Consider the following 24,502-nt stretch of genomic DNA (forward strand, 5'->3'; position numbering starts at 1 on the left):
AGTCGGCTGTCTTTTTATATTGAAACGATTTCACCTTCACTTATTTTCCTTCTCAGTGATAACCAATTTATCGTTTTCTTTATCATAACCGACATCCAGTTCCGTTCCTTCTGCTATACCTTTAATAATTACCTCTGCCAATTCATCCTCCAGATATTTCTGGATAGCTCGTTTCAGCGGGCGGGCCCCGTACTGCGGGTCATATCCTTTCTCAATAATAAAGTCTTTCGCCTCTTTCGAGATCGTGATCACCAAACCGAGATCATTTACCCGCTTGAACAGGCTCTTCAACTCGATATCGATAATCTTGTAAATATCCTCTTTGGTCAAAGGATTAAACATGATAATATCGTCAATACGATTCAGGAACTCCGGCGAGAAGGCATTTTTCAACGCTTTCTGAACAACCCCTCTCGCATACTCGCTATTTCCTTCCATGTTCTGGGAACCGAAACCGATTCCCCGGCCGAAATCTTTCAACTGACGGCTACCGATATTAGAGGTCATAATCACAATCGTGTTCTTGAAATCCACTTTCCGCCCCAGACTATCAGTCAACTGTCCGTCGTCCAACAACTGCAACAGAATATTGAACACGTCCGGATGAGCCTTTTCGATTTCATCCAGCAACACGACAGAATACGGTTTACGACGTACTTTCTCGGTCAACTGCCCGCCTTCCTCGTATCCCACGTACCCCGGAGGCGCCCCTACCAATCGGGACACGGCGAATTTTTCCATGTATTCACTCATGTCAATCCGGATCAACGCATCCTCGGTATCAAACAAGTAACGGGCCAGCACCTTGGCTAACTGTGTCTTTCCGACACCCGTCGGCCCCAAGAAAATAAATGAACCGATCGGACGATTCGGATCTTTCAGTCCAGCACGATTCCGGTGTATGGCTTTCACGATTTTCTCGATCGCCTCCTTCTGTCCGACAACACTCTCGCTCAATTCATCGTGCATCTGCAACAACTTCATCCCCTCGGTCTTGGCAATACGTTTCACTGGAACCCCGGTCATCATGGCCACCACCTCGGCAATATGCTCTTCGGTCACAGTCACCCGGTTTTCCTGCAAATCCCGCTCCCAATTTACTTTCTCTTCTTCCAATTGTTTCAACAACTGCCGTTCCTTATCCCGGAAAGCGGCTGCCACCTCGAAATTCTGTTGTTTCACGGCCTCCTTCTTCTTCTCCTTCACCTCTTCCACGTCCTTCTCCAACTGTTCGATAATCGGCGGCACATTTATATTGGAAATATGTACTCTCGACCCCGCCTCATCCAAGGCATCAATCGCCTTATCCGGCAAAGCCCGATCGGAGATATAACGGGTTGTTAACTTCACACAGGCCTTGATAGCCTCATCCGTGTAACGCACGTTATGATGATCCTCGTAACGGGACTTAATATTATTCAAAATTTCTACCGTCTCGTCAAACGAGGTCGGTTCCACCAGCACCTTTTGGAAACGACGTTCCAAAGCACCGTCCTTCTCTATATTCTGGCGATACTCGTCTAGCGTCGTAGCCCCGATACATTGAATTTCTCCGCGAGCCAACGCCGGTTTCAACATATTGGCCGCATCCAGATTACCCCCGGAACCTCCGGCCCCGACAATCGTGTGAATCTCATCAATAAACAAAATGATATTCCGGTTCTTCGCCAGCTCGGCAAGAATCGCTTTCATTCGTTCCTCGAATTGACCCCGGTACTTCGTACCTGCCACGATAGAGGCTATATCCAGCGAAATCACCCGCTTGTCAAACAGTACCCGAGACACCTTTTTTTGAACAATACGCAAGGCAAGTCCCTCGGCAATAGCCGATTTACCAACCCCCGGATCACCGATCAACACCGGGTTATTCTTCTTACGGCGACTCAGAATCTGTGCCAGACGTTCGATCTCCCGGTCACGTCCCACGATCGGGTCCAAAGCTCCCTCTTCCGCGGCTTTCGTGATGTCATTTCCGAAATTATCCAGCACGGGAGTATCAGATTTGGAAGAAACAGGACCTCCTTGACGATAAGGATTATACATAGAAGATTCATCGTCTCCGTCCTCCGGATCATCCCCCTCGTCATTAAATTCGGATTGCATCCGCATCTTCTCTTTTAGTACGGCTTCTTTAAAGATGTCGTAATCAATATTCATCGTTTTAAATAGCTTCGTCACAAAGCCAGCTTGATTCCTCAATATTGCCAGCATCACGTGTTCCGAGTCTAATTCGTCATCACCCAGATCCCACGCCTCGTCGGACACGCGTTTCAACACGCTATTCGCCGCCAATGTAAAGTCAAGACTTTCCACCTTGTCGGATTTATAACGTTTCCCCTCCAAGCGTTGCTCTATCTTATCTTTCACCTCGTAAAAATCCAACCCTAAAGACATTAATATATCAATCGCCCTTCCACTTCTCAACTTCAGCAATCCCAAAAACAAATGCTCCGGGTAAATCTTGGAATTCCCCAGTCGTTTTGCTTCTTCTCCTGCCGAAGTCATGATCTGTTTTAGTCGTCTCGTATCTTCTTTTCCCATATTTTCAATGCCGCCCTTCCACGGCTTTACTTGTTACTTTTTATTTATCGTAAAGATAAACTATATACTTTAATATTCAAAATAAGTCCACAAGCATTTACAACGTATAAAATATACCAATCTTTATGAACTCATTAATGTGTTAAACTCTTTTTCGGTCAAAATAGTTACATTTAACTTCTGTGCTTTTTGCATTTTACTCCCGGCATTCTCTCCTGCCAAAAGATAAGTCGTCTTGTTAGACACTGAATCACTGACTTTTCCCCCGGCTTTCAGGATAATTGCCTTAAAATGCTCGCGTGGCAGCGAAAGAGTTCCCGTGATCACGAAGGTTGTTCCGGCCAACTGATCGGATTCTCCCTCTTCTTCCTGTATTGTCCCGCTAATACCATATTGCAAAAAGCGTTCCATCATCTCCCGGTTCTCCGTCCTTTCGAAATAACGGATCACGCTACCAGCCATCTGATCCCCGATATCCTCGACCTCCGTCAACTGTTCAAACGTCGCGTCCATCAACTTCCGGATGTCCTTAAAATGACGGGCCAGATTCCTCGATGCCGTCTCCCCGATATAGCGAATCCCCAGAGCATTAATGAATTCCGGCAAATTCCGTTGTTTCGATTTCTCTATTCCGGCAATAAGATTATCCACCGATTTTTCTTGTAAACGATACACGCTCAACGTGTTCATTTTACGGATAAACTTTTCTTTTCCCTGTAAAAAACGATACACTCGCTCGGCATCCTCACGTGACATTTCGTCAGTCTCCGCAATCTCATCCAGTGTTGCCGTGTAAAGACGATAAATATAATCGAACTTAACAGACAGTAATTCAGCCTTATGGAAATCAATTCCGGGTATATCCAACGCGTAAATTACCACATCCAACGGTAGCATATCCACCTCACCGGCCTGCTTTAAACGCTCCAGCGACTCGTTGAACGGCATCCGGAAATACTCCAGCATTTTATTGATATTCTTCTCCCGATCACCGGTGAATTGCAGGCTCCCGACAGCCATCAACTCCTCTTTCGAGGCCCCGGCCAATTTCGTCAGGCTACCGAAATGTTCTGCCAAAACATCCGCATTTTTGGCAGATATATTCTTCATCCCGATCTCGAAAGCATAAATCACTTTCCCCAACGGGATACTGGTCATCACGTAACTCTCCGGGTAAAGAATCTTTTCCAACCCGATCAATTCTTCCCGACGGGACGGCAGAGTATAAATATCCGCAACATCCTGAATAAACCCTTTCGTCAGCAATAAATCAATGGTCTCCCCCCCCATTCCCTCTATATCCATCGCCTTCCGGCTCACGAAATGTTCCAGTTTCCCGGCTATCTGCGGGGGACAGTGATCCTCGTTCGGGCAATAATGATTTGCCTCCCCTTCATGACGAATCAACGGGGTACCACATTCCGGACAATGCGTGATAAACTCGATTACCGGGGCATCTGCCACTCTCTTTTCCACGTCCACCCCCACGATCTTCGGGATAATCTCTCCCCCTTTCTCCACGTACACCATATCGTGCAGGTGCAAATCCAACTCCCGGATAATATCTTCATTATGCAGTGAGGCCCGTTTCACGGTAGTCCCCGCGATATGAACGGGTTCTAGGTTGGCCACCGGGGTAATCGAACCGGTACGTCCCACCTGGTAATCCACGCTAAGTAACCGGGTCTCCACTCGCTCCGCCTTGAACTTGTAGGCCACCGCCCACCGGGGAGATTTCGCCGTGTATCCCAACTGCAACTGCTGCCTGATACTATTCACCTTAATCACAATCCCGTCAATCGGCACCGGGAGATTCTTCCGTTCCACATCCCATTTGTGAATAAAATCAAGAATCTCGTCTATATTGTGACATAACCCGATATACGGGGGAATATTAAAACCCCATTCCCTCGCTTTCATCAAATTCCCGTAATGTGTCGGGGTCAACGTGATTTCTCCCGGCACGTAATATAAATAACAATCCAACTGCCGCTTGGCAACAATGGAAGAATTCTGCAACTTCAACGTACCTGCCGCCGCGTTCCGCGGGTTGGCAAATAAAGCCTCTCCCGCCTCCAGTCGTTCCTCGTTCAATCGATTAAACACGGCAAAAGGCATCAGAATTTCCCCCCGAATCTCGAATTCTGCGGGATAATCCTCCCCCTGCATATGCAATGGAACCGTTCGAATAGTCCGAACATTAGTTGTCACGTCATCCCCCTTCACGCCATCACCCCTCGTCACCGCCACCTGCAAATTCCCATCTTCATAGCGCAAGCTGATAGAAGTCCCGTCATACTTTAACTCGCAAACATACTCCACGTCATCTCCCCCTATACCTTTTCGCACCCGCTCATCAAAATCCCGGATCTCCTGCTCGCTATACGTGTTCGCCAATGACATCATGCCATATTTATGCGCCACCTGCACGAACTCATTCGTCGTGTCGTTCCCCACCCGCTGCGTCGGTGAATTCGGATCAAACATTTCCGGATGCTCTGCCTCCAACCGTTCCAGCTCATGCATTAACTCGTCAAACTTCTGATCGGTAATCTCCGGCTCATTCTTCACATAGTACAGGTAGTTGTAATGCTCCAACAACTTTCTCAACTCAACAATTCTATCCATAACAGTTTCAAGTTACAAGTTACAGGTTACAAGTTAAAATCCCAGACGTATTCAGGTCATAACCTGCAATTTACAACCTGTAACTTGTAACCACGATGAAAAAGAGATTCGATCTCTTTTTCATCGTGTACAAAGATAATTGTTCTTGATGGAGATTGTGGGAAAAAATAATTATTTTAGCGGAATAATTTTATAAAAAAATAAACCACAAGCTACTACACATGAGACACAAACATACCTCGTTTTTCTTAAATTCCCTGACAATAGGCATATTACTTATATTCACACTTGTCACTCCCGGTAAAGCCCAATTTGTCGATCTCGGACAAGACCCATGCAGTACACGCTGGCGACAAATCAAAACAGATAACTTCCAGATCATCTACCCTGATTTCTTCGAGGATAATGCGCAATACCTGGCAAATATTTACGAGAAACTATACGCCCACGCCAATACCCTCGGCATCAAACCCAAAAGGATGTCCATGATCGTGCGGGCGAATGGTGGCGTGTCAAACGGGAACGCGGGCTGGGCCCCCAAGAAGAGTGAACTCTACACGGCTCCCCCGCAGGATGTCAGCGACGCTTGGCTGGAACACTTGTGTATTCATGAATTCCGCCACGTTGTACAGTACGACAAGGTAAACCAAGGTTTCACGAAAGCATTATACTATATCTTCGGAGAACAAATCACGATGGCCGTCATCGGGGTATATGTCCCCATGTGGTTCCTAGAAGGAGATGCCACGGTATTCGAAACCTCCGTCGGAAAAAGCGGGCGGGGACGTTCACCCGAATTTCTTAACGAAATGAAAGCCCAGATCACGGAAAAAGGAATATACACCTACTATAAGGCCGTACTCGGTTCCTATAAAGATTTTGTTCCCAACCACTACGCCCTCGGCTATTACATGGTCGGAAACAGCCGTGTTCACTACGGTCCCGGTATCTGGCAAGATGCCCTCTCCCGGGTTGGAAAACGTCCTTACGGAATCACGCCTTTTGCCCGCAGCCTCAAACTCACGATGAACGAAAAACGAGACTCCATCTGGTCATCCCGTCATTTCCAGTCCCTTTTCGTCAATCCTGACAGCGTGAAACAAGCCAACACCCATTGTGATGCCAAACGCACGCTCTACCGGGATAACTTCAGCGAACTCCAACAAATATGGAAACAAGAGTCCGACCAAGTACCCCACTCATTCGATACCATCACGACCACAAACAAGATATACACGAACTACCATTACCCGACAGCCACCCCAACCGGACAAATCATTGCCTACAAGGAAGGATTGGCTCAAGAAGGAGCCTTGGTCATCCTACACCCGGACAAAGACGAGATCATCACCCGAACGGGAATCATGTATGATTATAAATTTGCCTATCAGGACGAAACGCTCGTGTGGTCCGAGTACAAATACCATCCCCGCTGGGAACACGGGGGTAAAATGGTACTCGCCAGCTACGATATACGTCACAAGAAATATCACCGTTACCCCACCCGGCAAAACAGGTATGCCCCTTTTGCCGTGGAGGGAAACTGGGGATTCGTGGAAGTTGACAAAGAAGACAACGCCTCCATCGTGATCCTTGACCGCACGTTCCAAAAAGAAATATTCCGGGTAAAAGGCTCCGGAGACGAACTATTCGTGCATCCCTCCTATGACGGGAAAAACAATATCGTCACCGTGGTGGTATCTTCGAAAGGCAAACACCTTGAATCCATCGATATTCACACGGGCAAACGTACCCCGATCACCGCGTTCACCCCTTACGAGATTGACAATCCGGTTACCGTGAACGACCAGATTATATACCGGGGAGCTTTCGATGCCAACAACTCGTTCTACCGGCAAACCCAGCTACAAGAATTCGGGGCGAACATACTTAACTCCAAATTCGGCCTGCGCTACCCGATCGTTTCCCCACACAAAGATTCACTTTTATTCTCGTTCTATACTTCCGACGGGTATAAACCGGGTAAAATTGCCATAAGCCAATTAGAAAACAAAGCCATAGACACCCAGACCTTCCGTATCGCCGACAGCGTGACACGACAAGAAAACTGGCAATTCAAGCTAACCGCCGACTCCACCTACGCCAGTCGGAAATACAATAAAACCTCCCACCTATTCAACTTCCATAGCTGGGGCCCCATCTTCCCGGACGCTGAAGACGTGGACATCGATTTCGGGTTAGCCGTCAGCTCGCAAAACAAGCTAAGCACCCTGTTCCTAACCGCGGGATTCGTGAGAGGAAAAGGTTACGAACACGGCAACTGGCAGGTAAAAGCTACCTACAAAGGATTCTGGCCCACCCTGCAGCTGGAATTCAAGAGCGGACGCAATGACGATTTCATGCAAGACTACGCGATAAAAATCGTTCAAACCCAAGAAATCGACACGATTCGTTCCATTTATAAATCACAACGCACGAAAGGAACGGCCACGGTACAATTCCCGTTCAACATTTCCCGGAAAAACTATTCCCGTTATATCATCCCTTACGTGAAATATGAAATTCAAGCCATACACTCGATAACACAGAGGCGTTCCTACTTGTTGGACCACAACCGGTGGACCAGCCTGCCTTCCAACAACCCGTATAACTCCGTACTCACCAACCCGGATGATGTAAAACTCCAGATCATGCGCTACGGGCTTGTCCTCAATAACCAAACCCGGACAAGTCAACGGGACATCTATCCCCGCTGGGGACAACGCTTGGAAGTCGGGTACGCCCACACGCCATTCGACGGATTGGACTACGGCAACACGAAATGGGCAGAAGGACGTTTGTATCTTCCCGGATTCTGGAAACATCACTCTTGGACGCTCTACTTCGGTCATCAACTGAAATCGGATAAAACAACCAACTACTACGGGAACCAGATTTACTCTCCCCGGGGAGCCTCTCTCTACGGGTACAACCTATCAACGTTGAAAATATCTTACGCCTTGCCGTTCTGGTACCCGGATGCCCACATCGGACCACTTGTCTACATGAAACGGTTCACGGCAGAACCCTTCTTTGATACCGGCTGGGAGAAAAATCGCTATTGGAACAAAACCTATCACTCCTATGGCGTGGAAATTTCGGCCGACACCCATTTTTTCCGTCTCCCGTTCCCCGTAAACATCGGTTTCAGAACCGGATACGAAACAAAAAACAACTCCATGTTTGTCGATATGCTCTTCTCGGTGGCCTTCACCATTTGATAGATTCAAAATATTCGGATTCCCAAACTTTGAGAATCCGATTTTTTTTGATTACCTTAGGAGCAATCAAAAAACAAACTTATGACTCTAAAGGAAATTGCTGCGTTATCAAATGCCCGGGTGATTCACGAAAACGGCCATCTCGACAAGGTCATCCGTCACGCTTTTGCTGCCGACTTGATGAGCGACGTCCTCCGGTTAGACACCAGCGAGATGATCCTCATCACGGGACTAGCCAACTTACAGGTGATTCGCACGGCAGAAATGTCTGACATCAGTTTCATTCTATTTGTTCGAGGAAAACAAGCCTCCCCCGATATGGTAGAATTAGCCAAAGAGTGTAACATCGCTATCTTACAAAGCAAGCAGAGCATGTTCAAAGTCTGCGGACTTCTGTACGAAGCAGGGCTAGAGCCCATTTATTAAAAACAAGCATTATGGAATTCAACTACAACATCGAAGGAGGAAACTTTTCACGTGCCGGTACTGCCTCAAGCGAGGTAAAAAAGATACTGAAACAACTCAACGTCAACCCCGCCGTACTGAAACGCATCGTGGTTGCCCTCTACGAAGCAGAGGTAAACGTGGTTGCACACGCTTACGAAGGAACCATGCAAGTGTCTATCGATCCCACCGTCATCACCGTCGTCATCAGCGACCGGGGGCCCGGAATACCGGACATAGACCTAGCCATGCAGGAAGGATATTCCACCGCCTCCCCCGAAGTCCGGGAAATGGGATTCGGAGCTGGAATGGGTCTCCCGAATATGCAGAAAAACTGCGACAAACTAACCATCGAATCCAAAGTAAACGAGGGAACAAAAGTCACGATGACTACTTTTTTTTAACCGCACGCGGCAGTTAAAAAAGTTACAGGTTACAAGTTGAGCCTTCGGCTCTACAAGTTAAAAGTTAAAAGACAAAAACTGAAAGATAAAAGAAGTTTAGAATGAAAAAGATTCCGTGATTGCCGATTCGATGATTGGGTGATTAAAATCACTTAATCGAAAATCATTAAATCACTTAATCGATAGGATCTAAAATTTAAAATCTAAAATTAATCATGGAACCGTTTTACCACGCCTTAAAAGTTGCCAGTACAGCCTGCATCGGATGCACGCACTGCATGAGCCTCTGCCCCACGCAGGCCATCCGCATTAAAGGTGGTTTGGCGACGATAAACAAAAATGCTTGCGTCGACTGCGGCAAATGCCTCAAGTCGTGCCCGCAACATGCGATATACGTGGAGCAGGACGATTTCAACCAAATATTCAATTTCAAACACCGGATCATCCTTCTCCCGACAGTCCTTTTCGGACAATTCTCGGAAGAAATCACGGAACAACAAATCTTCGCAGAACTCCACCAGATGGGGTTCACGGAAGTAATCGAGGTGGCACAGGCATCGGGTATCCTAGCAAAAGCCATACAACGTTACATGGAAAAGAACTCTTACGAGCGTCCCTTCATCTCGTCCTTCTGCCCGGCAATCGTCCGCTTGATACAGGTACGTTTTCCCTCGCTGATAGACCATATCGTCCCGTTAAAACAAGCCATGGACCTGGCAGCCATCTTCGCCCGTAAAAAATATCTCGATAAGGGTATTTCGCCGGATGAAGTCGGTATATTCTACGTCACTCCATGCGCCGCAAAAATCGCGGCAGTAAAAAGCCCGGTCGGCGACGATCAATCCAACATCGACGGAGTTATCAACTTGAATTTCATTTATAACAAAATACAACTGGGCCTCACGCAACACCGGGATCAACCCGTGGGAACGGTAACCGAACGCACGTACCTCTCCCCCGAATCCATCGCCTGGGACTTGTCGGAAGGCGAGGCCTCTAAATTTGAAGGTCGCTGCCTGGCCATTGACGAGATCCACAACGTGATCGACATACTCGAAAAAATAGAAAATGATGAACTCACGGACATCGATTTTCTTGAACTACGAGCCTGTGACCACTCCTGCGCCGGCGGTGCGCTTGTCGTGAACAACCGATTCCTAACCATCGAACGCCTGCGCAAACGGATGCAAGCCAGCAAACACGAACAACAGCAACCCGATTTCGATGACATTCAAGAATACGAATCCTACCTTTTCAAACAAGGTAAACTCAGTGGGAAAATCCCACCGCGTTCCATCGAACAACTCGACGAAAACATGCTTGTCGCCATGGAAAAGATGGAAAAATTAAACCGCATCATGCACGTTCTCCCGCAAATCGACTGCGGGGCCTGCGGCGCCCCGGCCTGCCACACGCTGGCAAGGGATGTCGTTCAGGGAAAGGCGAAACTCAATCAATGCGTGTTTATGCAAAAACTCCTGTGCAACGAGGCCTTGATGACACCGGAAGAATCCCTTGAACTTTCAGAAAAAACTTGGGGATTAAAAAGATTTGGAGAATAAACAAGATAAAATATATTCACGAAAACCACAAACTACAAATTATGACAGTACAAGACATTGTTTCCCAGCTAAACCTCACGGTATGTTCCGGACAAGAAGGTTTACAACGAGAAGTTAAAGGCGGCTACACGTCCGACTTGCTAAGTGATGTCATGGGACATGCCCAAGAAGGAGATGTATGGGTTACCCTGCAAACACACAAAAACGTCATGGCTATCGCCTCCTTGAAAGAAATCGCGGCCATCATTCTGGTCAAAGGACACCTCCCGGAAGAAGATACGCTGGAAGAAAGCAATAACGAAAACATCCCCATTCTCTCCAGCCCGTTACAGACTTTCGAAATCACGGGACAATTGTACAAACTACTTCACCCGTAATCACGAATTTCATGGAAATCCGGGCCGATCTACACATACACACCGTGCTGTCACCTTGCGGGGATCTCGACATGAGTCCCGCAAACATCATCGGTATGGCATTACAGAAAGGCCTGTCCCTCATCGGGATTTCCGACCATAACTCCACCCGGCAAGCCCCCGTGATCCAGCAACTGGGCGAACAACAAGGGCTACGGGTTCTTTGTGGGACGGAAGTCAACACGGCGGAAGAAGTTCACGCCCTTGCATACTTCCCCACCTTGGAACGCCTTACCGCATTCCAGCACTTCCTCGATCTCCACCTCCCGGATATAAAAAACAACCCGGACAAATTCGGTTACCAAGTCGTGGTGGATGCCGAAGAACAGATCACATACGAAGAAGAACGACTCCTGATCACGGCCTTGGATGTCGATATAAACACGATCGAACGTACCGTCCACGCACTGGACGGCATCTTCATCCCGGCCCATATCGACAAATCCCGTTTCAGCATTCTCTCTCAACTCGGATTCGTCCCCAAAGACTTGAAATGCGAGGCTCTTGAACTCAGTCCTCACACGACACTGGAACAATTTCTTCAACAAAACGCGTACCTGTCCGGATATAAATTTATCCGCTCTTCCGACGCACATTACGTTGACGACATCGGTAAAGTTTTCACGAACCTCTCGCTACCGGACTTGTCATTCGATTCCATCCGGGCAGCCATCACCCGTTAATTTAAAATTTGCAGGATTATGTTTTTAGACACCATGTCACCGGAAACCATCGTCAAAGAGGCAAGACGCGATACCACCGCAATTCTGAACAAGAGGGATTTCTTCATCAACATGCATCGCCGGGAAATCCTGTTCGCCAAGAAATTTCCCGTATCATTTCAAATCGAGTGGAAATCCCCCCTCACGCACAACCAATGGCATATCATCATCGCGTGTAACAACAAAAAGGAACGGGAGAACCCGGACGTTTACTATTACTCCACTTACGAGACTTACAGAGGCGCCGGCATCATATTCCCCGTTTACAACATGAGAACCGAAGAACTCGTTTTCAGCAGGTACACGGGACACTTTTTCAGTCGTTACCGCACACGCCACCTAGTACCCAATAATCTCTACACACCCGGTATGGACGTGATCCGGCATTATGTAGATCACAACAGTAGTTATTTTTACCCGCAAACCGACGCAGAAAAAAGATTCACGTGTTGCCTCACGGACGGCATTGCCCTAGGCATTTGCGAGAAAGGTCTCGACACGTTCCGCACTTTCATCTCACACGATATGCTATTCAAAATACAAGAGAGAGTCCTCCATTCCAGCATCGAACACCAACGTCTTCTCGATGATTTCATCAACGACAAACTCCCTGCCTCCTATCAAGAATACAACCTCCAAGGAAGAGTGGGAAGAGTTGCCGGACCGGAACCCGCCCCCAAACTATCACTCGACGACGTGAAAGATCTATTAAAAAACAAACCCAGAATTCCCCTCTTCTCCCCACCTTGCGGGAAAATCGAACTGGAAGACTAGAAGAAAAAATAATTCCTCAAAACAACTTATCTAACAAAAATCCATTTATGACCTTAAAATATCCCTAAATCCGTGTTTTAACATTCATGATTTTAACGATATTCGATAAAAAATTGATTTTAACTAATGTAAAATAATGTTATCAAAACATCATCATTCTGCTATCATATTGCGAGCCGCTCCCATTCCGCTCCCATTCCTCCCCTATTCCCCCTCTATTAAAATATAAAATTATTGTAGTATCATAGTAATTATTAACACTAGAATAAGTATCTTATAACAATTTGATCACAGAATAATAACTCTATCAAACAGAAATTCTATCAGAAAACCCATTTTACCGGGACATAACTCCACAAGATTTTTTATAGCAAAAAACGAACGTTTCATTATATTGAAATGCTGACCATCAATAAAATGGAGAATGTTAATGTTTGATTTGCTTTCTATCTGATCGATAGAATATTAAAAAATAAGCAATATTGGTTTGCTTTAGTAAAAAATGCCTATATTTGTGACGTTAATAAACGTTCATTTTTTGACACGAAGAACAAACTCCTATGGATAGTCAGAACACATTGCCCATCAAGAAATTACTCGTTGCCGAAGACAACGAAAGTAATTTTCTTTTAGTCATGACTATCCTGAAAAGAGATTACCAGATCATTCATGCCCTCGACGGCTTGGAGGCCATTCAAAAATACCGGCAGTACAGCCCGGACGCCATCCTTATGGATCTTAAAATGCCAAACATGGATGGATTGGAAGCCACTCGTGAAATCCGGAAATTAAATACAGGTATCCCCATCATCGTCGTGAGCGCTTTCGCCTTCGACAGCGACAAACAAGAGGCAAGCAAAGCCGGTTGTACAGACTACCTTACGAAACCGATCGACTCTCGTTTATTAAAAGAAACTCTGAAGAAATACCTTTCCTGAAAATAAAACAAAATTCGCACGAAATAGAGCTATTTTTCGATATACGAATCACAAAAATCAATGAATTGCAATACAGAATAATTTCTACATTAGAAACAATCTATATAATACCAAGTTGATAACAAATCTCTTGTTCCTATTGATAAATTAATTATATTTGGAACGATTTTTCATGCGATTGAAATTAAATCATAGGGAAAAGATAAAAACTATAAGAATGTGTGCTTCTCATTCAAGAAAAAATAGAGTAATTAATACAGGTATTGAATGCAAACGTTATCGGACCATATCTTAGATATTGCCCAAAACTCGATACGAGCCCAAGCCTCTCGTGTTGAAATTGACCTGCAAGAGAATATAACGGAAGATTCTCTTGTCATCACGATCAGAGATAACGGGTGTGGCATGGACGAAACCACGGTTGCAAAAGTTACCGATCCTTTTTTCACGAGTAGAACCGTGCGTAAAGTCGGGCTGGGCATCCCTTTATTCAAACAGAATGCAGAGGCAACAGGAGGAACCTTGAAAATAAAATCAAAACCGGGAAAAGGTACCACAATCGAGGCAAATTTCGGTCTTTCACACTGGGACAGACCACCCATGGGTGATATTGCCGGGAGCATCGTGATTCTCGTGTCGGCAAATCCCGGGATCGACTTTATTTACCGTCATTCCACGGAAAAAGGGAAATACACGTTCGACACGAATGAAGTAAAAGAGATACTGGAGGGAGTACCTCTAAATGACCCGGAAATCGTTATGGCATTAAGACAAATGATCCGGGAAAACATAAAAGAGATTACACAAACAAGTTAAAACAAAATAACCTTAATCATTTTATATGGAAAAAATCAAATCACTCGCGGACCTCAAACGCATCAAAGAAAACGTGCAGACGAAGATTGATCTTCGGGAGAAAAGTGAACAGGTTGAAAGCCTGATCCAGATTAAAGTGGCTATGGCAACTTGCGGAATCGCCGCGGGTAGTAAGGACACCATGAACTACTTTATCGAAAACCTGGAGAAAAACGGGATTGCTGCCGTGGTTACACAAACGGGATGCATGGGGTACTGTTACGCGGAACCGACCGTGGAAATCACAAAACCGGGGAAAGACCCGATCGTGTTCGGACATGTAACGACCGAAAGAGCCGAAGAAATCATTCAGAAATACCTGAAGAATGACGAGCTCGTGGCCGACATCATTCCGGTAAATTTTGAAACAATCTAAAACAAAAAAGGACAGCTAGAACAACTAATCAAAACCTTGAATCTATGAGTTATAAAATGCATATCCTCGTTTGTGGTGGAACGGGATGTAGAGCATCTGCCAGTCACCAGATTATTACCAGACTGGAAGAATGTTTAAAAGAGAAAAACCTGGAAGACGAAGTTCAGGTCATCGCAACCGGTTGTTTCGGTTTCTGTGAAAAAGGACCGATCGTGAAAGTCATGCCTGACAATACCTTCTACGTACAGGTTAAGCCGGATGACGCCGAGGAGATTGTAAATGAACATGTTATCAAAGGACGTAAAGTCGAAAGATTATTATATAAGGATCCGGAAAAGAAAGAAGCGGTAAGCGACTCGAAACACATGGGTTTCTACAAGAAACAACTGCGGATCGCCTTGCGTAACTGCGGATTCATTGACCCGGAAAATATTGAAGAATACATCGCCCGCGAAGGATATTCCGCGCTAGCGAAATGTATCACCGAGATGAAACCGGAAGAAGTGATCAACGAGATCAAATTATCCGGACTTCGCGGTCGTGGAGGTGGTGGGTTCCCTACCGGATTGAAATGGGAATTCGCGAGCAAATACCAGGCAGACCAGAAATACGTGGTTTGTAATGCCGACGAGGGAGACCCGGGAGCATTCATGGACCGCTCCATCATGGAAGGCGACCCGCATTCAGTGATTGAGGCCATGGCCATCTGCGGATACAGCATCGGGGCTACCAAAGGATTAGTTTACATCCGCGCCGAATACCCGCTTGCCATTCAACGCCTGAAAACAGCCATCCACCAAGCCGAAGAATTCGGTTTACTGGGTGAAAACATTTTCGGAAGTGATTTCTCGTTCAATATCGAACTACGCTACGGGGCAGGAGCTTTCGTTTGCGGTGAGGAAACAGCATTGATCCACTCCATGGAAGGACACCGTGGAGAACCCACGATGAAACCACCCTTCCCGGCTGAATCAGGTTACCTGAACCGCCCGACCAACGTGAACAACGTAGAAACTTTGGCTAATATCCCGGCGATCATCATGAAGGGAGCTAACTGGTTCAATAAAATCGGAACGGAACGTTCCAAGGGAACCAAGGTATTCGCCCTTGCCGGAAAAATCAATAACGTGGGATTGATCGAGGTTCCCATGGGAACTACCCTTCGTGAAGTGATTTACGAGATCGGTGGCGGTATCAAAAACGGTAAAAAATTCAAAGCCGTACAAACCGGAGGTCCCTCCGGCGGTTGCTTGACCGAGAAACACTTGGATGTACCGATCGATTTCGACAACCTTCTGGCATCCGGTTCCATGATGGGTTCCGGTGGTATGATCGTGATGGACGAGGACGACTGTATGGTATCTGTTGCTAAATTCTATCTCGAATTCACGGTGGAAGAATCCTGCGGTAAATGTACCCCCTGTCGTATCGGTAACAAACGCCTGCATGACATTCTGGAAAAAATTACCCAAGGTAAGGGAACCATGGAAGACCTGGATATGTTGAAAAACCTGGGTCGCGTGATCAAGGATACCGCTCTTTGTGGTTTAGGACAAACTTCCCCTAACCCGATATTATCAACGATAGACAACTTCTACGACGAGTACCTGGCACACATTAAGGACAAGAAATGCCCGGCAGGAAAATGTAAGGCATTACTGATGTACCACATTGATCCGGAACTCTGTATCGGATGCGGACTCTGCGCCCGCAACTGCCCGGTAGACGCTATCGTCGGAGAACGTAAAGAACCGCATTTCATCAACACGGCAAAATGTATCAAGTGTGGAGCTTGTATGGAGAAATGTAAGTTCAAAGCAGTAAGCACGAGATAATTTAAAATTTAGAATTTAAAATTTAGAATTGCTTCGGCAGTTGAGGAAGTTTTTATTATGAACGAGAATATTACACTAAAAATAGATAACCGAGAGATCAGTGTTCCCAAGGGAACCACGATCCTTGAAGCAGCCCGGGACATGGGTATCGACATACCTACCCTTTGCTACATGAACCTGAAGGATTTGTGCATCAAAAACGCCCCGGCATCCTGCCGTCTCTGCGTGGTTGAGGTTGAAGGCAGAAAGAACCTGGCTCCCTCGTGTGCCACTCGCTGCGAGAACGGCATGAACGTACACACGAACACGATCCGGGTACTGAACGCCCGCAGGACCGTGCTAGAACTCATGTTGTCCGACCACCCGTCAGACTGTCTGGTGTGTGCCAAATCCGGTAATTGCGAATTGCAATCCGTAGCTATTAAATTGGGTATCCGGGAAATTCCTTTCGAGGGAGAGAAAACGGAATTCAGAGTTGACCTGTCCCCTTCTATCCGCCGGGATGCCACGAAATGTATTTATTGCCGTCGTTGCGAAATGATGTGTAATGAAGTGCAGACCGTGGGTGCGCTGGGTGCCGTTAACCGGGGATTCAGCTCCGTCGTGATGCCCGCGTTCGACCAGTCACTGCAAGATTCCGAATGTACTTTCTGCGGACAGTGCGTTGCAGTATGTCCCGTGGGAGCCTTGACGGAACTGGATCACACGAACCGCCTGATCAAAGATTTAGCCGATCCGGACAAGACCGTGATCGTGCAAACCGCCCCGGCCGTTCGTGCCGCCCTGGGTGAAGAGTTCGCCCTTCCAGCAGGAACTTCTGTTACCGGGAAAATGGTGGCCGCTTTACGTAAACTGGGCTTTGCCAAGGTATTCGACACAGACTTCGCGGCCGACTTGACCATCATGGAGGAAGGCACCGAATTACTGGGTCGTCTGGGAGCATTCCTGAATGGCGACAAATCGGTGAAATTACCAATCATCACCTCTTGCTGCCCGGGTTGGGTGAATTTCTTCGAGAAACAATTCCCGGATTTACTGGATATGCCGTCAAGCGCCCGTTCACCGCAACAGATGTTCGGGTCTATCGCCAAAACATACTGGGCCGAAAAAATGGGTATCAAACGTGAAAACCTCATCGTGGTATCCGTGATGCCTTGTCTGGCCAAGAAATTCGAGTGTGAAAGAGACGAGTTCAAGACAAACGGGGACCCGGATGTAAATTACTCCATCTCTACCCGAGAGTTGGCCGCGTTGATCAAACAGACCAATATCAATTTCATGCAACTGGAAGACGAAGACTTCGACGCACCGCTGGGAGAATCCACGGGTGCTGCCGTAATCTTCGGGGCAACCGGGGGCGTGATGGAGGCCGCCTTACGTACGGCTTACGAAATCCACACGGGTAAAACCTTGGATAACGTGAACTTTGAAGGTGTCAGAGGTATCGAGAATCTGAAAGAAGCCACGATTGATGTCGACGGATTCGAATTGAAAGTAGCCGTGGCACACGGTTTAGGAAATGCCCGCAAGCTCATGAACGAAATCAGAGCCGGTAAATCCCAATACCATGCTATCGAGATTATGGCCTGCCCCGGTGGATGTATCGGTGGTGGAGGTCAGCCCTTGCACCATGGAGATTCTTCTTTGTTGAAAGCACGTACACGGGCTCTTTACACGGAAGACAGCGAAAAATCGCTCCGGAAATCCCACCAGAACCCGTACATCATCTCGTTGTACGAAGAGTTCTTGGGCAAACCCATGAGCGAAAGAGCCCATCATTTGCTGCATACGTGCTACTTTAACAGAGGAAAAGAGATTATTGAACAATAATATTCGAAGTTATCATTATGACACAAATAACATTAGCGAAGTGCAAAGTTGACCAACTGGTAAAACTGTGTGAAGAATTCGGGAACCAACCGGGAGAGTTAATTAACATCTTGCACAAAGCACAAGGCTTGATCGGCTACCTGCCCAGAGAGGTGCAGGAAGTGATCGCCCGTCAACTAGATATACCCGTATCCAAAGTGTACGGGGTGGTGACCTTCTATTCTTTCTTCTCAATGACCCCGAAAGGGGAACACCCGATCTCCGTGTGCATGGGAACCGCTTGCTACGTTCGGGGTGCAGAGAAAGTTCTGGATGAATTCAAACGTATCCTAAAAGTAAATGTCGGAGAGACTACCCCAGACGGGAAGTTCTCTCTAACCAGCTTGCGGTGTGTGGGCGCCTGCGGACTTGCCCCGGTTGTACTGATCGGTGAAAAAGTTTACGGACGGGTTACCCCCGGAGAAGTAGAGAAAATTCTAAAGGAATTTGAATAAGAAACATAAAAGGCGGTCGATTGACCGCCTTTTATGTTAGTTGCAAGTTACAAGTTAATAGGTTACAAGTTCATACAATATCAACCGTAACTTGCTAACCTGTAACCTGCAACTGATCTTGTCCCAGACAAAATCACTTTATTGGAATTGTAAAATTAAAATTTGAACCTATACCTTCTTCAGAGGTAAACCACAGTCGCCCGTGATTTTTGCTTACGAAATCTTTACACAATAATAGGCCCAAACCGGAGCCTTCCTCGCTATTCGTACCAAAGGTCGTGAAATGCGTGGCCTCATTTAACAGTTTTCCTTGATCTTCTTTTTTGATCCCACAGCCTCTATCAGACACGGTGACAAGTACTTCTTTACCATTCCCCTCTCCCGTCTTGTTCTCATCGGCAACATCTTGAATCTTCACGTGTACCATAACAACGGTATCTTTATGACTAAATTTAATCGCATTCGAAATCAAATTACGCACGACGGATTTTATCATCTCGATGTCGACGATAACATTGATAAACTCGACTTCTGAATTCAATTCCAAGGAAATTGACTTGCTCTCCGCTATTGGCTTAAACACCTCAATAACCCCATCAACCAAACCGACCATATCTATCGGTTGCGGAACATTGGATAACTTACCCAACTGACTCTTGGTCCATTTTAACAGATTATCTAATAAAGAAAATACTTCCTCTGCCGTTTTATTGGTCATTTCCAACATCTCGAACACGTCCCCCGGAACGGTTTGCGGGTCGATACTCATCATAATCGTGTTACACAACATCTTGATGGAGGCCATCGGGGAGCGCAGATCATGAGCAATCACGGAATAAAGTTTATCCCTACCGGCTATTGTCTTTCTTAATTCCTCGGTCTGACGTAGAATAATTCGTCTGGCATCCACCAGAGAAAGTTGATGTTCCACCCGGATCAACAGCTCTTCCCGACGAAAAGGTTTCGATATAAAATCATTCGCCCCGAGTTGGAACCCCTTCACAACACTTGCCGAGTCATTCAACGCGGTCAAAAATATAATCGGAATTTCAGCTTGTTCCGGCTCCACCTTCAAACGTCCTGCCACCTCAAACCCGTCCATATCGGGCATCATAACATCCAACAAAATCAAATCCGGATGTTCACTTTTCACTTTTTCCAAAGCTTCCGTCCCGTTCATCGCATACACGATACCAAACCCCTCTCGCCCGAGCAAAGCTTTTAACAACAGCACATTTGACTGAACATCATCCACCACTAATATTTTATATTCAGCAGGATTTATTTTCATACACTTCATTTTTTAATTAACGCACGTAAACGCTGTTACAAATGTACAAACTATAATTTATTTTCGAGACATCTTTCAATCATAGTTTTCAACTTTTCAGCCTCTAACGGTTTGGGCATATATTCGTTACATCCGGCAGCAAGAGCCATTTCACGATCCGTTTCAAAAGCAAAGGCCGTGGTAACTATAATTGGAATGGTTGGATTCAATTCCCGGATAATCCCAGCCGCAGACAGGCCATCCAATCCCGGCATCCGGACATCCATTAAAATTAAATCCGGTTTACTCGATTCGTATTTTGTCACCACGTCAATCCCGTCATTCGCTCTTAGCACGGAATAGCGCTCTTCCAGTATAGCCTTGACCAACTCGTAGTTACAATCCATATCTTCCGCTACCAATATTAACGGTTTATTCTGTTCTCCTGCAACCGGGAACGTACCATTATAAGGTATTGAAAAATAGAAACAAGACCCGACACCAAGCTCGGATTCTACCCAGATTTCTCCACCCATTTTGTCCAGAATGGATTTACAGATAGACAACCCTAACCCGAAGCCCTGTTTCAACAAATCCAGCTTTTCAAAACGCCCGAATACATTATTCAATTTTTCTGCCGGAATCCCGCTCCCGGTATCTCGCACATATCCTTCCATCATATCTCCCTTCAACTTGTACCCGAGAGTGATTGACCCTTTTTCTGTATATTTTATAGCATTGGAAATCAAATTTGAATAGAGTTGTCTCAAACGGTGAGAATCGGAAACAATCGTCAGAGATGCCACGGGTCGCTCGAAAATTACCTTCACGTCATTCTTTATCCGCATCTGATGCATTTGCCGTAACTCCTCGCACAACTCGTCCATCTGTATATTCTCATCTATAAATTCCATTTTACCGGATTCGATGCGAGATAAATCAAGAATATCATTAATCAGATGCAGCAATAAATTACTATTCGCCTTGACAATATCCAAATATTCTTCCCGTTCACATTCACTTTCCGTGTGAGCAATCACCTCGGAAAAACCGACAATAGCGTTCAACGGAGTCCGAATTTCGTGACTAACATTGGCCAAAAAGGCCGATTTCAAACGATCCGATTCTTCTGCCCGTTGCTTGGCCTCGATTAAAGCCTGTTCATCATCTCTTCTTTTTTGAATATCAGCAATAAAACCCAGAATTTTCGTAACTTTTCCTCGTTCGTCAAATTCCTGAGCCACCCCTTTTAAATCCACCCATTTATACTCCCCGGTATTTAATAAATCTAACCGGAGTTCCAGGCCAATCTTACACGACTCACCCGCCAAAAGACTATTATAAATAGCCTCAAAAATTCCCCGATCATCCGGATAAATACTGGCAATAAAAGTGGTCATACGAAAAAAGTCATCCTGAAATTCCTTTCGATCAACGCCGTACGCCTTGAATAATTCATCCCCGATTTCGATTTTCCCGCTGACAATATCTGCAAACCAGGGGAAAACGTTACCGGCCTCTAACATTAACGATAACCTGACCACGTTATCCGCCAAGAACTTTTCTGTTCGTTTCACTACCACATTCTCACATACATCACCTTCATTTTCCCCCTCGCACTCCCCGTTCTTTGCTTGTTGGAAAATCTCTTCTTGCAATTTCCCGACTTTTCCTTGCAGCTCATGACACAAATTTTCTTGCGCCAACAACTTTCTAACGAGTTCTTCTCTCGTAAGGCTTTCATATACACCCATTCCATATTTCGATTAAAATCGACGAAATGTACAAAAAAAATGAACATTTCTCACATTTACACAAACAAAAATAAGGCTATTTTGTAACAATGTTGTATCTTTGTACTGTTAAAAGAAGGTGATATATGAGTAAAAACATTCTGATAGTGGATGATAAGCCTGAAATAGCGAAAGTCATCACGATCCAACTATCCAAGGATTATAATGTACATTCGGAAGGAAATCCGATTGAAGCTCTTGCATGGATGCACGCAGGAAACATTCCCGATCTTATTATATCGGACGTAAATATGCCGGAAATGGACGGAAGAACATTCCTCAAGCAGCTAAAAGCAAGCTCCACGTTCAATTTTATACCCGTTATTATTTTATCCAGCCTGGAGAGCAGTAACGACCGAATTGAATTGCTGGAGGCAGGAGCCTCTGACTTCGTGCTAAAACCTTTCAACCCGCAGGAGCTGAAGATCAGAGTACGTAATTTATTGCGGTAAAGATATGTACACGTACTATATCGGGGAAAACACGGACTGGATAAACAAAATATCACATTGTCTGAATTGTCAAGTTATTACTTTCAATAACCCGATTAAAACGATTTTGTGCATCAATGAACAATCGAAGAAAGATATATCCCCTACCTATATCTTCGTCGAATCATACAATAAAAAAAGGGATTTACAATGGTTGAATGCCATCGCTCAAGGCGATCTGAAGAACACGTATCTACTACTGCTTTCAGAGAAGATTGCAAAAGAAGATATTGTGGACTATCTTCATGCTGGCACTAGCGAAATCGTCAATATCAACACAACCCCGGAAGATTTACAAACGACATTGGCTTTCCTGCCTAAAATAAAACAGCACACGACAGTTCATGTTCAAAATAATCCCCGGAGATTCAAGCTCCCTTGGTGGAAAAGAACATTTGACATTCTCTTTTCCGGGACGGCAATTATTTGCCTCTCCCCGTTTCTGATTGTAACGGCACTTGCCATCCGGATCGAAAGTAAAGGTCCTATTATATATAAATCCAAACGAGTCGGAAGTAATTACGACATATTTGATTTCCTCAAATTCCGTTCCATGTACGTGGATGCGGACAAACGCCTAAAGGAATTCGAGGCCTTGAATCAATACCGGGAAGAAACACAAGATCAACAGGCTCATACCGAAACTTCCCCAACCTCCAATCAAACCAACGAGACTCTTCTCGTGGCCGATGATTTCATCACGACAGAAAAACAATTATTAAAGAACAGACGGAAACAACAGAAAAATGCTTTCGTCAAATTCGAGAACGATCCCCGAATTACCAAAGTCGGACGTATCATCCGTAAATATAGCATTGATGAACTTCCTCAACTGGTTAATATACTGAAAGGAGATATGTCCATCGTCGGCAACCGCCCCCTCCCCTTATACGAGGCGGAATTACTAACCACGGACGAATACATCGAGCGTTTCATGGCACCCGCCGGACTTACCGGTTTATGGCAAGTAGAAAAAAGAGGTGACCAAGGAGCCCTTTCCGCAGAAGAAAGAAAACAACTAGATATAAAATATGCCCGCAACTTTTCGTTCGGGAACGATATAAAGATCATTTGCAAAACATTCACGGCGTTTGTGCAAAAAGAGAATGTGTGATTAACAATATTTTAAAATATGGGTGCTAAATATATTATTATAGCCTGTTTATTATGTGCTGATTTTGTTTGCCTTGCTCAAGAGAAACAGAAAAGGGATTCTATTCTTCCTTATGAAAGTTTCGTTCCGCAAACATTAACAACCAATGAATATATTAACTATCAATTACCTCCACTGGACTCGCTTTTTGAAGGAGCTAAAACAAATCCCCGGCTGAAAGCAATAGGTGCATCTATCGAGGCTGCCCGTAATGACTTAAAAGCAACCAAACGAGATTGGTTGCAATACTTTTCCGTACGGGCTGGATACACATATGGAATTCTCGGAACATATACCGATCAAGAAAGCCAGTATACACCCTTAACAACCGTATATTCCGGGGCAACTCAAAATAGCTGGTCCGTAGGAGCCAATATCATCATTCCTTTCAACAGGTTCTTCAGTCATCGGGTAAACGTGAAAAAACAAAAAGAACTTGTCAAGAATGCAGAGTACACGCAACAGATCAAATTCGATGAAATCAAAAACGAAATTATCGAGTTGTATTGCAACATTCAATACCAATTGAAATTACTAAAGTTAGCAACAGAGTCCATCACCCTATACAACGCAGAATATCAGGTAGCGGAGCTTGACTATATCAATAACAAAAACAACAAGGACAGGTCGCTAAGTGACTTAAAACATTCACAGAAAGTGGCAAAAATTGAATATGAGAAAATCATAAATGAATTAAACATCATGTTCTTAAAGCTTGAACTCATCAGTAATATTCATTTTAGAAACCAATAGCC

The 24,502-nt window shown here is 45.4% G+C and carries 20 protein-coding genes; 16 read left to right on the forward strand and 4 right to left on the reverse strand.

What is annotated here, in order from left to right; translation table 11 throughout:
* Nucleotides 1–36: 36 nt before the first annotated feature.
* Both I2I33_RS07340 and ligA read right to left on the reverse strand, forming a co-directional pair.
* Entirely contained in the window at nucleotides 37–2,541 is a 2,505-nt protein-coding gene (locus tag I2I33_RS07340) for an ATP-dependent Clp protease ATP-binding subunit (protein WP_087422364.1), read from the reverse strand.
* 123 nt (nucleotides 2,542–2,664) lie between these two features.
* Nucleotides 2,665–5,169, reverse strand: a complete 2,505-nt coding sequence (gene ligA / locus I2I33_RS07345; RefSeq protein WP_087422365.1) for an NAD-dependent DNA ligase LigA — start codon at nucleotides 5,167–5,169, stop codon at nucleotides 2,665–2,667.
* A 221-nt stretch (nucleotides 5,170–5,390) separates the two neighbouring features.
* Here ligA and I2I33_RS07350 point away from each other — a divergent pair, with 221 nt between their 5' ends.
* From I2I33_RS07350 to I2I33_RS07410, 13 genes are all read left to right on the forward strand, one after another.
* Nucleotides 5,391–8,390 carry a hypothetical protein gene (locus I2I33_RS07350; protein WP_140402623.1) on the forward strand — a complete coding sequence of 1,000 codons (3,000 nt, stop codon included), beginning with the start codon at nucleotides 5,391–5,393 and terminating at the stop codon, nucleotides 8,388–8,390.
* Between the two features lie 81 nt (nucleotides 8,391–8,471).
* Entirely contained in the window at nucleotides 8,472–8,816 is a 345-nt protein-coding gene (locus I2I33_RS07355; protein WP_027199838.1) for a DRTGG domain-containing protein, read from the forward strand.
* An 11-nt stretch (nucleotides 8,817–8,827) separates the two neighbouring features.
* Nucleotides 8,828–9,238: an ATP-binding protein gene (locus tag I2I33_RS07360; protein WP_027199839.1), complete on the forward strand. Its 411-nt coding sequence runs from the start codon at nucleotides 8,828–8,830 to the stop codon at nucleotides 9,236–9,238.
* 215 nt (nucleotides 9,239–9,453) lie between these two features.
* Entirely contained in the window at nucleotides 9,454–10,800 is a 1,347-nt protein-coding gene (locus I2I33_RS07365; RefSeq protein WP_087422366.1) for a [Fe-Fe] hydrogenase large subunit C-terminal domain-containing protein, read from the forward strand.
* Nucleotides 10,801–10,841: 41 nt separating this feature from the next.
* The gene (locus tag I2I33_RS07370) at nucleotides 10,842–11,177 is read left to right on the forward strand and encodes a DRTGG domain-containing protein (RefSeq protein WP_027199840.1); all 336 of its coding nucleotides are present in this window, start codon (nucleotides 10,842–10,844) and stop codon (nucleotides 11,175–11,177) included.
* Between the two features lie 11 nt (nucleotides 11,178–11,188).
* Nucleotides 11,189–11,899 carry a PHP domain-containing protein gene (locus tag I2I33_RS07375; protein WP_087422367.1) on the forward strand — a complete coding sequence of 237 codons (711 nt, stop codon included), beginning with the start codon at nucleotides 11,189–11,191 and terminating at the stop codon, nucleotides 11,897–11,899.
* Between the two features lie 18 nt (nucleotides 11,900–11,917).
* Complete coding sequence (locus tag I2I33_RS07380) at nucleotides 11,918–12,712, forward strand: hypothetical protein (protein WP_087422368.1); 795 nt, start codon at nucleotides 11,918–11,920, stop codon at nucleotides 12,710–12,712.
* A gap of 560 nt (nucleotides 12,713–13,272) precedes the next feature.
* Nucleotides 13,273–13,650 carry a response regulator gene (locus I2I33_RS07385; RefSeq protein WP_087422369.1) on the forward strand — a complete coding sequence of 126 codons (378 nt, stop codon included), beginning with the start codon at nucleotides 13,273–13,275 and terminating at the stop codon, nucleotides 13,648–13,650.
* Nucleotides 13,651–13,917: 267 nt separating this feature from the next.
* Entirely contained in the window at nucleotides 13,918–14,466 is a 549-nt protein-coding gene (locus I2I33_RS07390; RefSeq protein ID WP_087422370.1) for an ATP-binding protein, read from the forward strand.
* 25 nt (nucleotides 14,467–14,491) lie between these two features.
* Entirely contained in the window at nucleotides 14,492–14,881 is a 390-nt protein-coding gene (locus I2I33_RS07395) for a (2Fe-2S) ferredoxin domain-containing protein (RefSeq protein WP_087422371.1), read from the forward strand.
* Between the two features lie 44 nt (nucleotides 14,882–14,925).
* Entirely contained in the window at nucleotides 14,926–16,716 is a 1,791-nt protein-coding gene (locus tag I2I33_RS07400; RefSeq protein WP_087422372.1) for an NADH-quinone oxidoreductase subunit NuoF, read from the forward strand.
* 57 nt (nucleotides 16,717–16,773) lie between these two features.
* Nucleotides 16,774–18,546, forward strand: coding sequence for an NADH-dependent [FeFe] hydrogenase, group A6 (locus I2I33_RS07405; RefSeq protein WP_229128229.1), 1,773 nt, complete (start codon nucleotides 16,774–16,776; stop codon nucleotides 18,544–18,546).
* 17 nt (nucleotides 18,547–18,563) lie between these two features.
* Complete coding sequence (locus I2I33_RS07410; RefSeq protein WP_087422374.1) at nucleotides 18,564–19,040, forward strand: complex I 24 kDa subunit family protein; 477 nt, start codon at nucleotides 18,564–18,566, stop codon at nucleotides 19,038–19,040.
* 133 nt (nucleotides 19,041–19,173) lie between these two features.
* On the opposite strand, the gene I2I33_RS07415 is transcribed toward I2I33_RS07410, so the two are convergent.
* The gene (locus tag I2I33_RS07415; RefSeq protein WP_087422375.1) at nucleotides 19,174–20,331 is read right to left on the reverse strand and encodes a response regulator; all 1,158 of its coding nucleotides are present in this window, start codon (nucleotides 20,329–20,331) and stop codon (nucleotides 19,174–19,176) included.
* 50 nt (nucleotides 20,332–20,381) lie between these two features.
* Nucleotides 20,382–22,064, reverse strand: a complete 1,683-nt coding sequence (locus I2I33_RS07420) for a PAS domain-containing hybrid sensor histidine kinase/response regulator (protein ID WP_087422376.1) — start codon at nucleotides 22,062–22,064, stop codon at nucleotides 20,382–20,384.
* 125 nt (nucleotides 22,065–22,189) lie between these two features.
* Here I2I33_RS07420 and I2I33_RS07425 point away from each other — a divergent pair, with 125 nt between their 5' ends.
* The 3 genes from I2I33_RS07425 to I2I33_RS07435 are packed head-to-tail and all read left to right on the forward strand — an operon-like array spanning nucleotide 22,190 to nucleotide 24,500.
* Nucleotides 22,190–22,555 carry a response regulator transcription factor gene (locus I2I33_RS07425; RefSeq protein ID WP_027199850.1) on the forward strand — a complete coding sequence of 122 codons (366 nt, stop codon included), beginning with the start codon at nucleotides 22,190–22,192 and terminating at the stop codon, nucleotides 22,553–22,555.
* A 4-nt stretch (nucleotides 22,556–22,559) separates the two neighbouring features.
* The gene (locus tag I2I33_RS07430) at nucleotides 22,560–23,708 is read left to right on the forward strand and encodes a sugar transferase (RefSeq protein ID WP_087422377.1); all 1,149 of its coding nucleotides are present in this window, start codon (nucleotides 22,560–22,562) and stop codon (nucleotides 23,706–23,708) included.
* An 18-nt stretch (nucleotides 23,709–23,726) separates the two neighbouring features.
* Complete coding sequence (locus tag I2I33_RS07435) at nucleotides 23,727–24,500, forward strand: TolC family protein (RefSeq protein WP_051465622.1); 774 nt, start codon at nucleotides 23,727–23,729, stop codon at nucleotides 24,498–24,500.
* The last annotated feature ends 2 nt before the right edge of the window (nucleotides 24,501–24,502 follow it).

It is taken from the genome of Butyricimonas sp. BSD2780061689_150309_C8, assembly GCF_015560935.1.
GTDB classification, from domain to species: domain Bacteria; phylum Bacteroidota; class Bacteroidia; order Bacteroidales; family Marinifilaceae; genus Butyricimonas; species Butyricimonas paravirosa.

Excerpts from the sequence above, each read along its gene's own strand:
- I2I33_RS07340 (WP_087422364.1), bottom strand. The coding sequence starts at position 2,541 with ATGGGAAAAGAAGATACGAGACGACTAAAACAGATCATGACTTCGGCA.
- ligA (WP_087422365.1), bottom strand. The coding sequence starts at position 5,169 with ATGGATAGAATTGTTGAGTTGAGAAAGTTGTTGGAGCATTACAACTAC.
- I2I33_RS07350 (WP_140402623.1), top strand. The coding sequence starts at position 5,391 with ATGAGACACAAACATACCTCGTTTTTCTTAAATTCCCTGACAATAGGC.
- I2I33_RS07355 (WP_027199838.1), top strand. The coding sequence starts at position 8,472 with ATGACTCTAAAGGAAATTGCTGCGTTATCAAATGCCCGGGTGATTCAC.
- I2I33_RS07360 (WP_027199839.1), top strand. The coding sequence starts at position 8,828 with ATGGAATTCAACTACAACATCGAAGGAGGAAACTTTTCACGTGCCGGT.
- I2I33_RS07365 (WP_087422366.1), top strand. The coding sequence starts at position 9,454 with ATGGAACCGTTTTACCACGCCTTAAAAGTTGCCAGTACAGCCTGCATC.
- I2I33_RS07370 (WP_027199840.1), top strand. The coding sequence starts at position 10,842 with ATGACAGTACAAGACATTGTTTCCCAGCTAAACCTCACGGTATGTTCC.
- I2I33_RS07375 (WP_087422367.1), top strand. The coding sequence starts at position 11,189 with ATGGAAATCCGGGCCGATCTACACATACACACCGTGCTGTCACCTTGC.
- I2I33_RS07380 (WP_087422368.1), top strand. The coding sequence starts at position 11,918 with ATGTTTTTAGACACCATGTCACCGGAAACCATCGTCAAAGAGGCAAGA.
- I2I33_RS07385 (WP_087422369.1), top strand. The coding sequence starts at position 13,273 with ATGGATAGTCAGAACACATTGCCCATCAAGAAATTACTCGTTGCCGAA.
- I2I33_RS07390 (WP_087422370.1), top strand. The coding sequence starts at position 13,918 with ATGCAAACGTTATCGGACCATATCTTAGATATTGCCCAAAACTCGATA.
- I2I33_RS07395 (WP_087422371.1), top strand. The coding sequence starts at position 14,492 with ATGGAAAAAATCAAATCACTCGCGGACCTCAAACGCATCAAAGAAAAC.
- I2I33_RS07400 (WP_087422372.1), top strand. The coding sequence starts at position 14,926 with ATGAGTTATAAAATGCATATCCTCGTTTGTGGTGGAACGGGATGTAGA.
- I2I33_RS07405 (WP_229128229.1), top strand. The coding sequence starts at position 16,774 with ATGAACGAGAATATTACACTAAAAATAGATAACCGAGAGATCAGTGTT.
- I2I33_RS07410 (WP_087422374.1), top strand. The coding sequence starts at position 18,564 with ATGACACAAATAACATTAGCGAAGTGCAAAGTTGACCAACTGGTAAAA.
- I2I33_RS07415 (WP_087422375.1), bottom strand. The coding sequence starts at position 20,331 with ATGAAAATAAATCCTGCTGAATATAAAATATTAGTGGTGGATGATGTT.
- I2I33_RS07420 (WP_087422376.1), bottom strand. The coding sequence starts at position 22,064 with ATGGGTGTATATGAAAGCCTTACGAGAGAAGAACTCGTTAGAAAGTTG.
- I2I33_RS07425 (WP_027199850.1), top strand. The coding sequence starts at position 22,190 with ATGAGTAAAAACATTCTGATAGTGGATGATAAGCCTGAAATAGCGAAA.
- I2I33_RS07430 (WP_087422377.1), top strand. The coding sequence starts at position 22,560 with ATGTACACGTACTATATCGGGGAAAACACGGACTGGATAAACAAAATA.
- I2I33_RS07435 (WP_051465622.1), top strand. The coding sequence starts at position 23,727 with ATGGGTGCTAAATATATTATTATAGCCTGTTTATTATGTGCTGATTTT.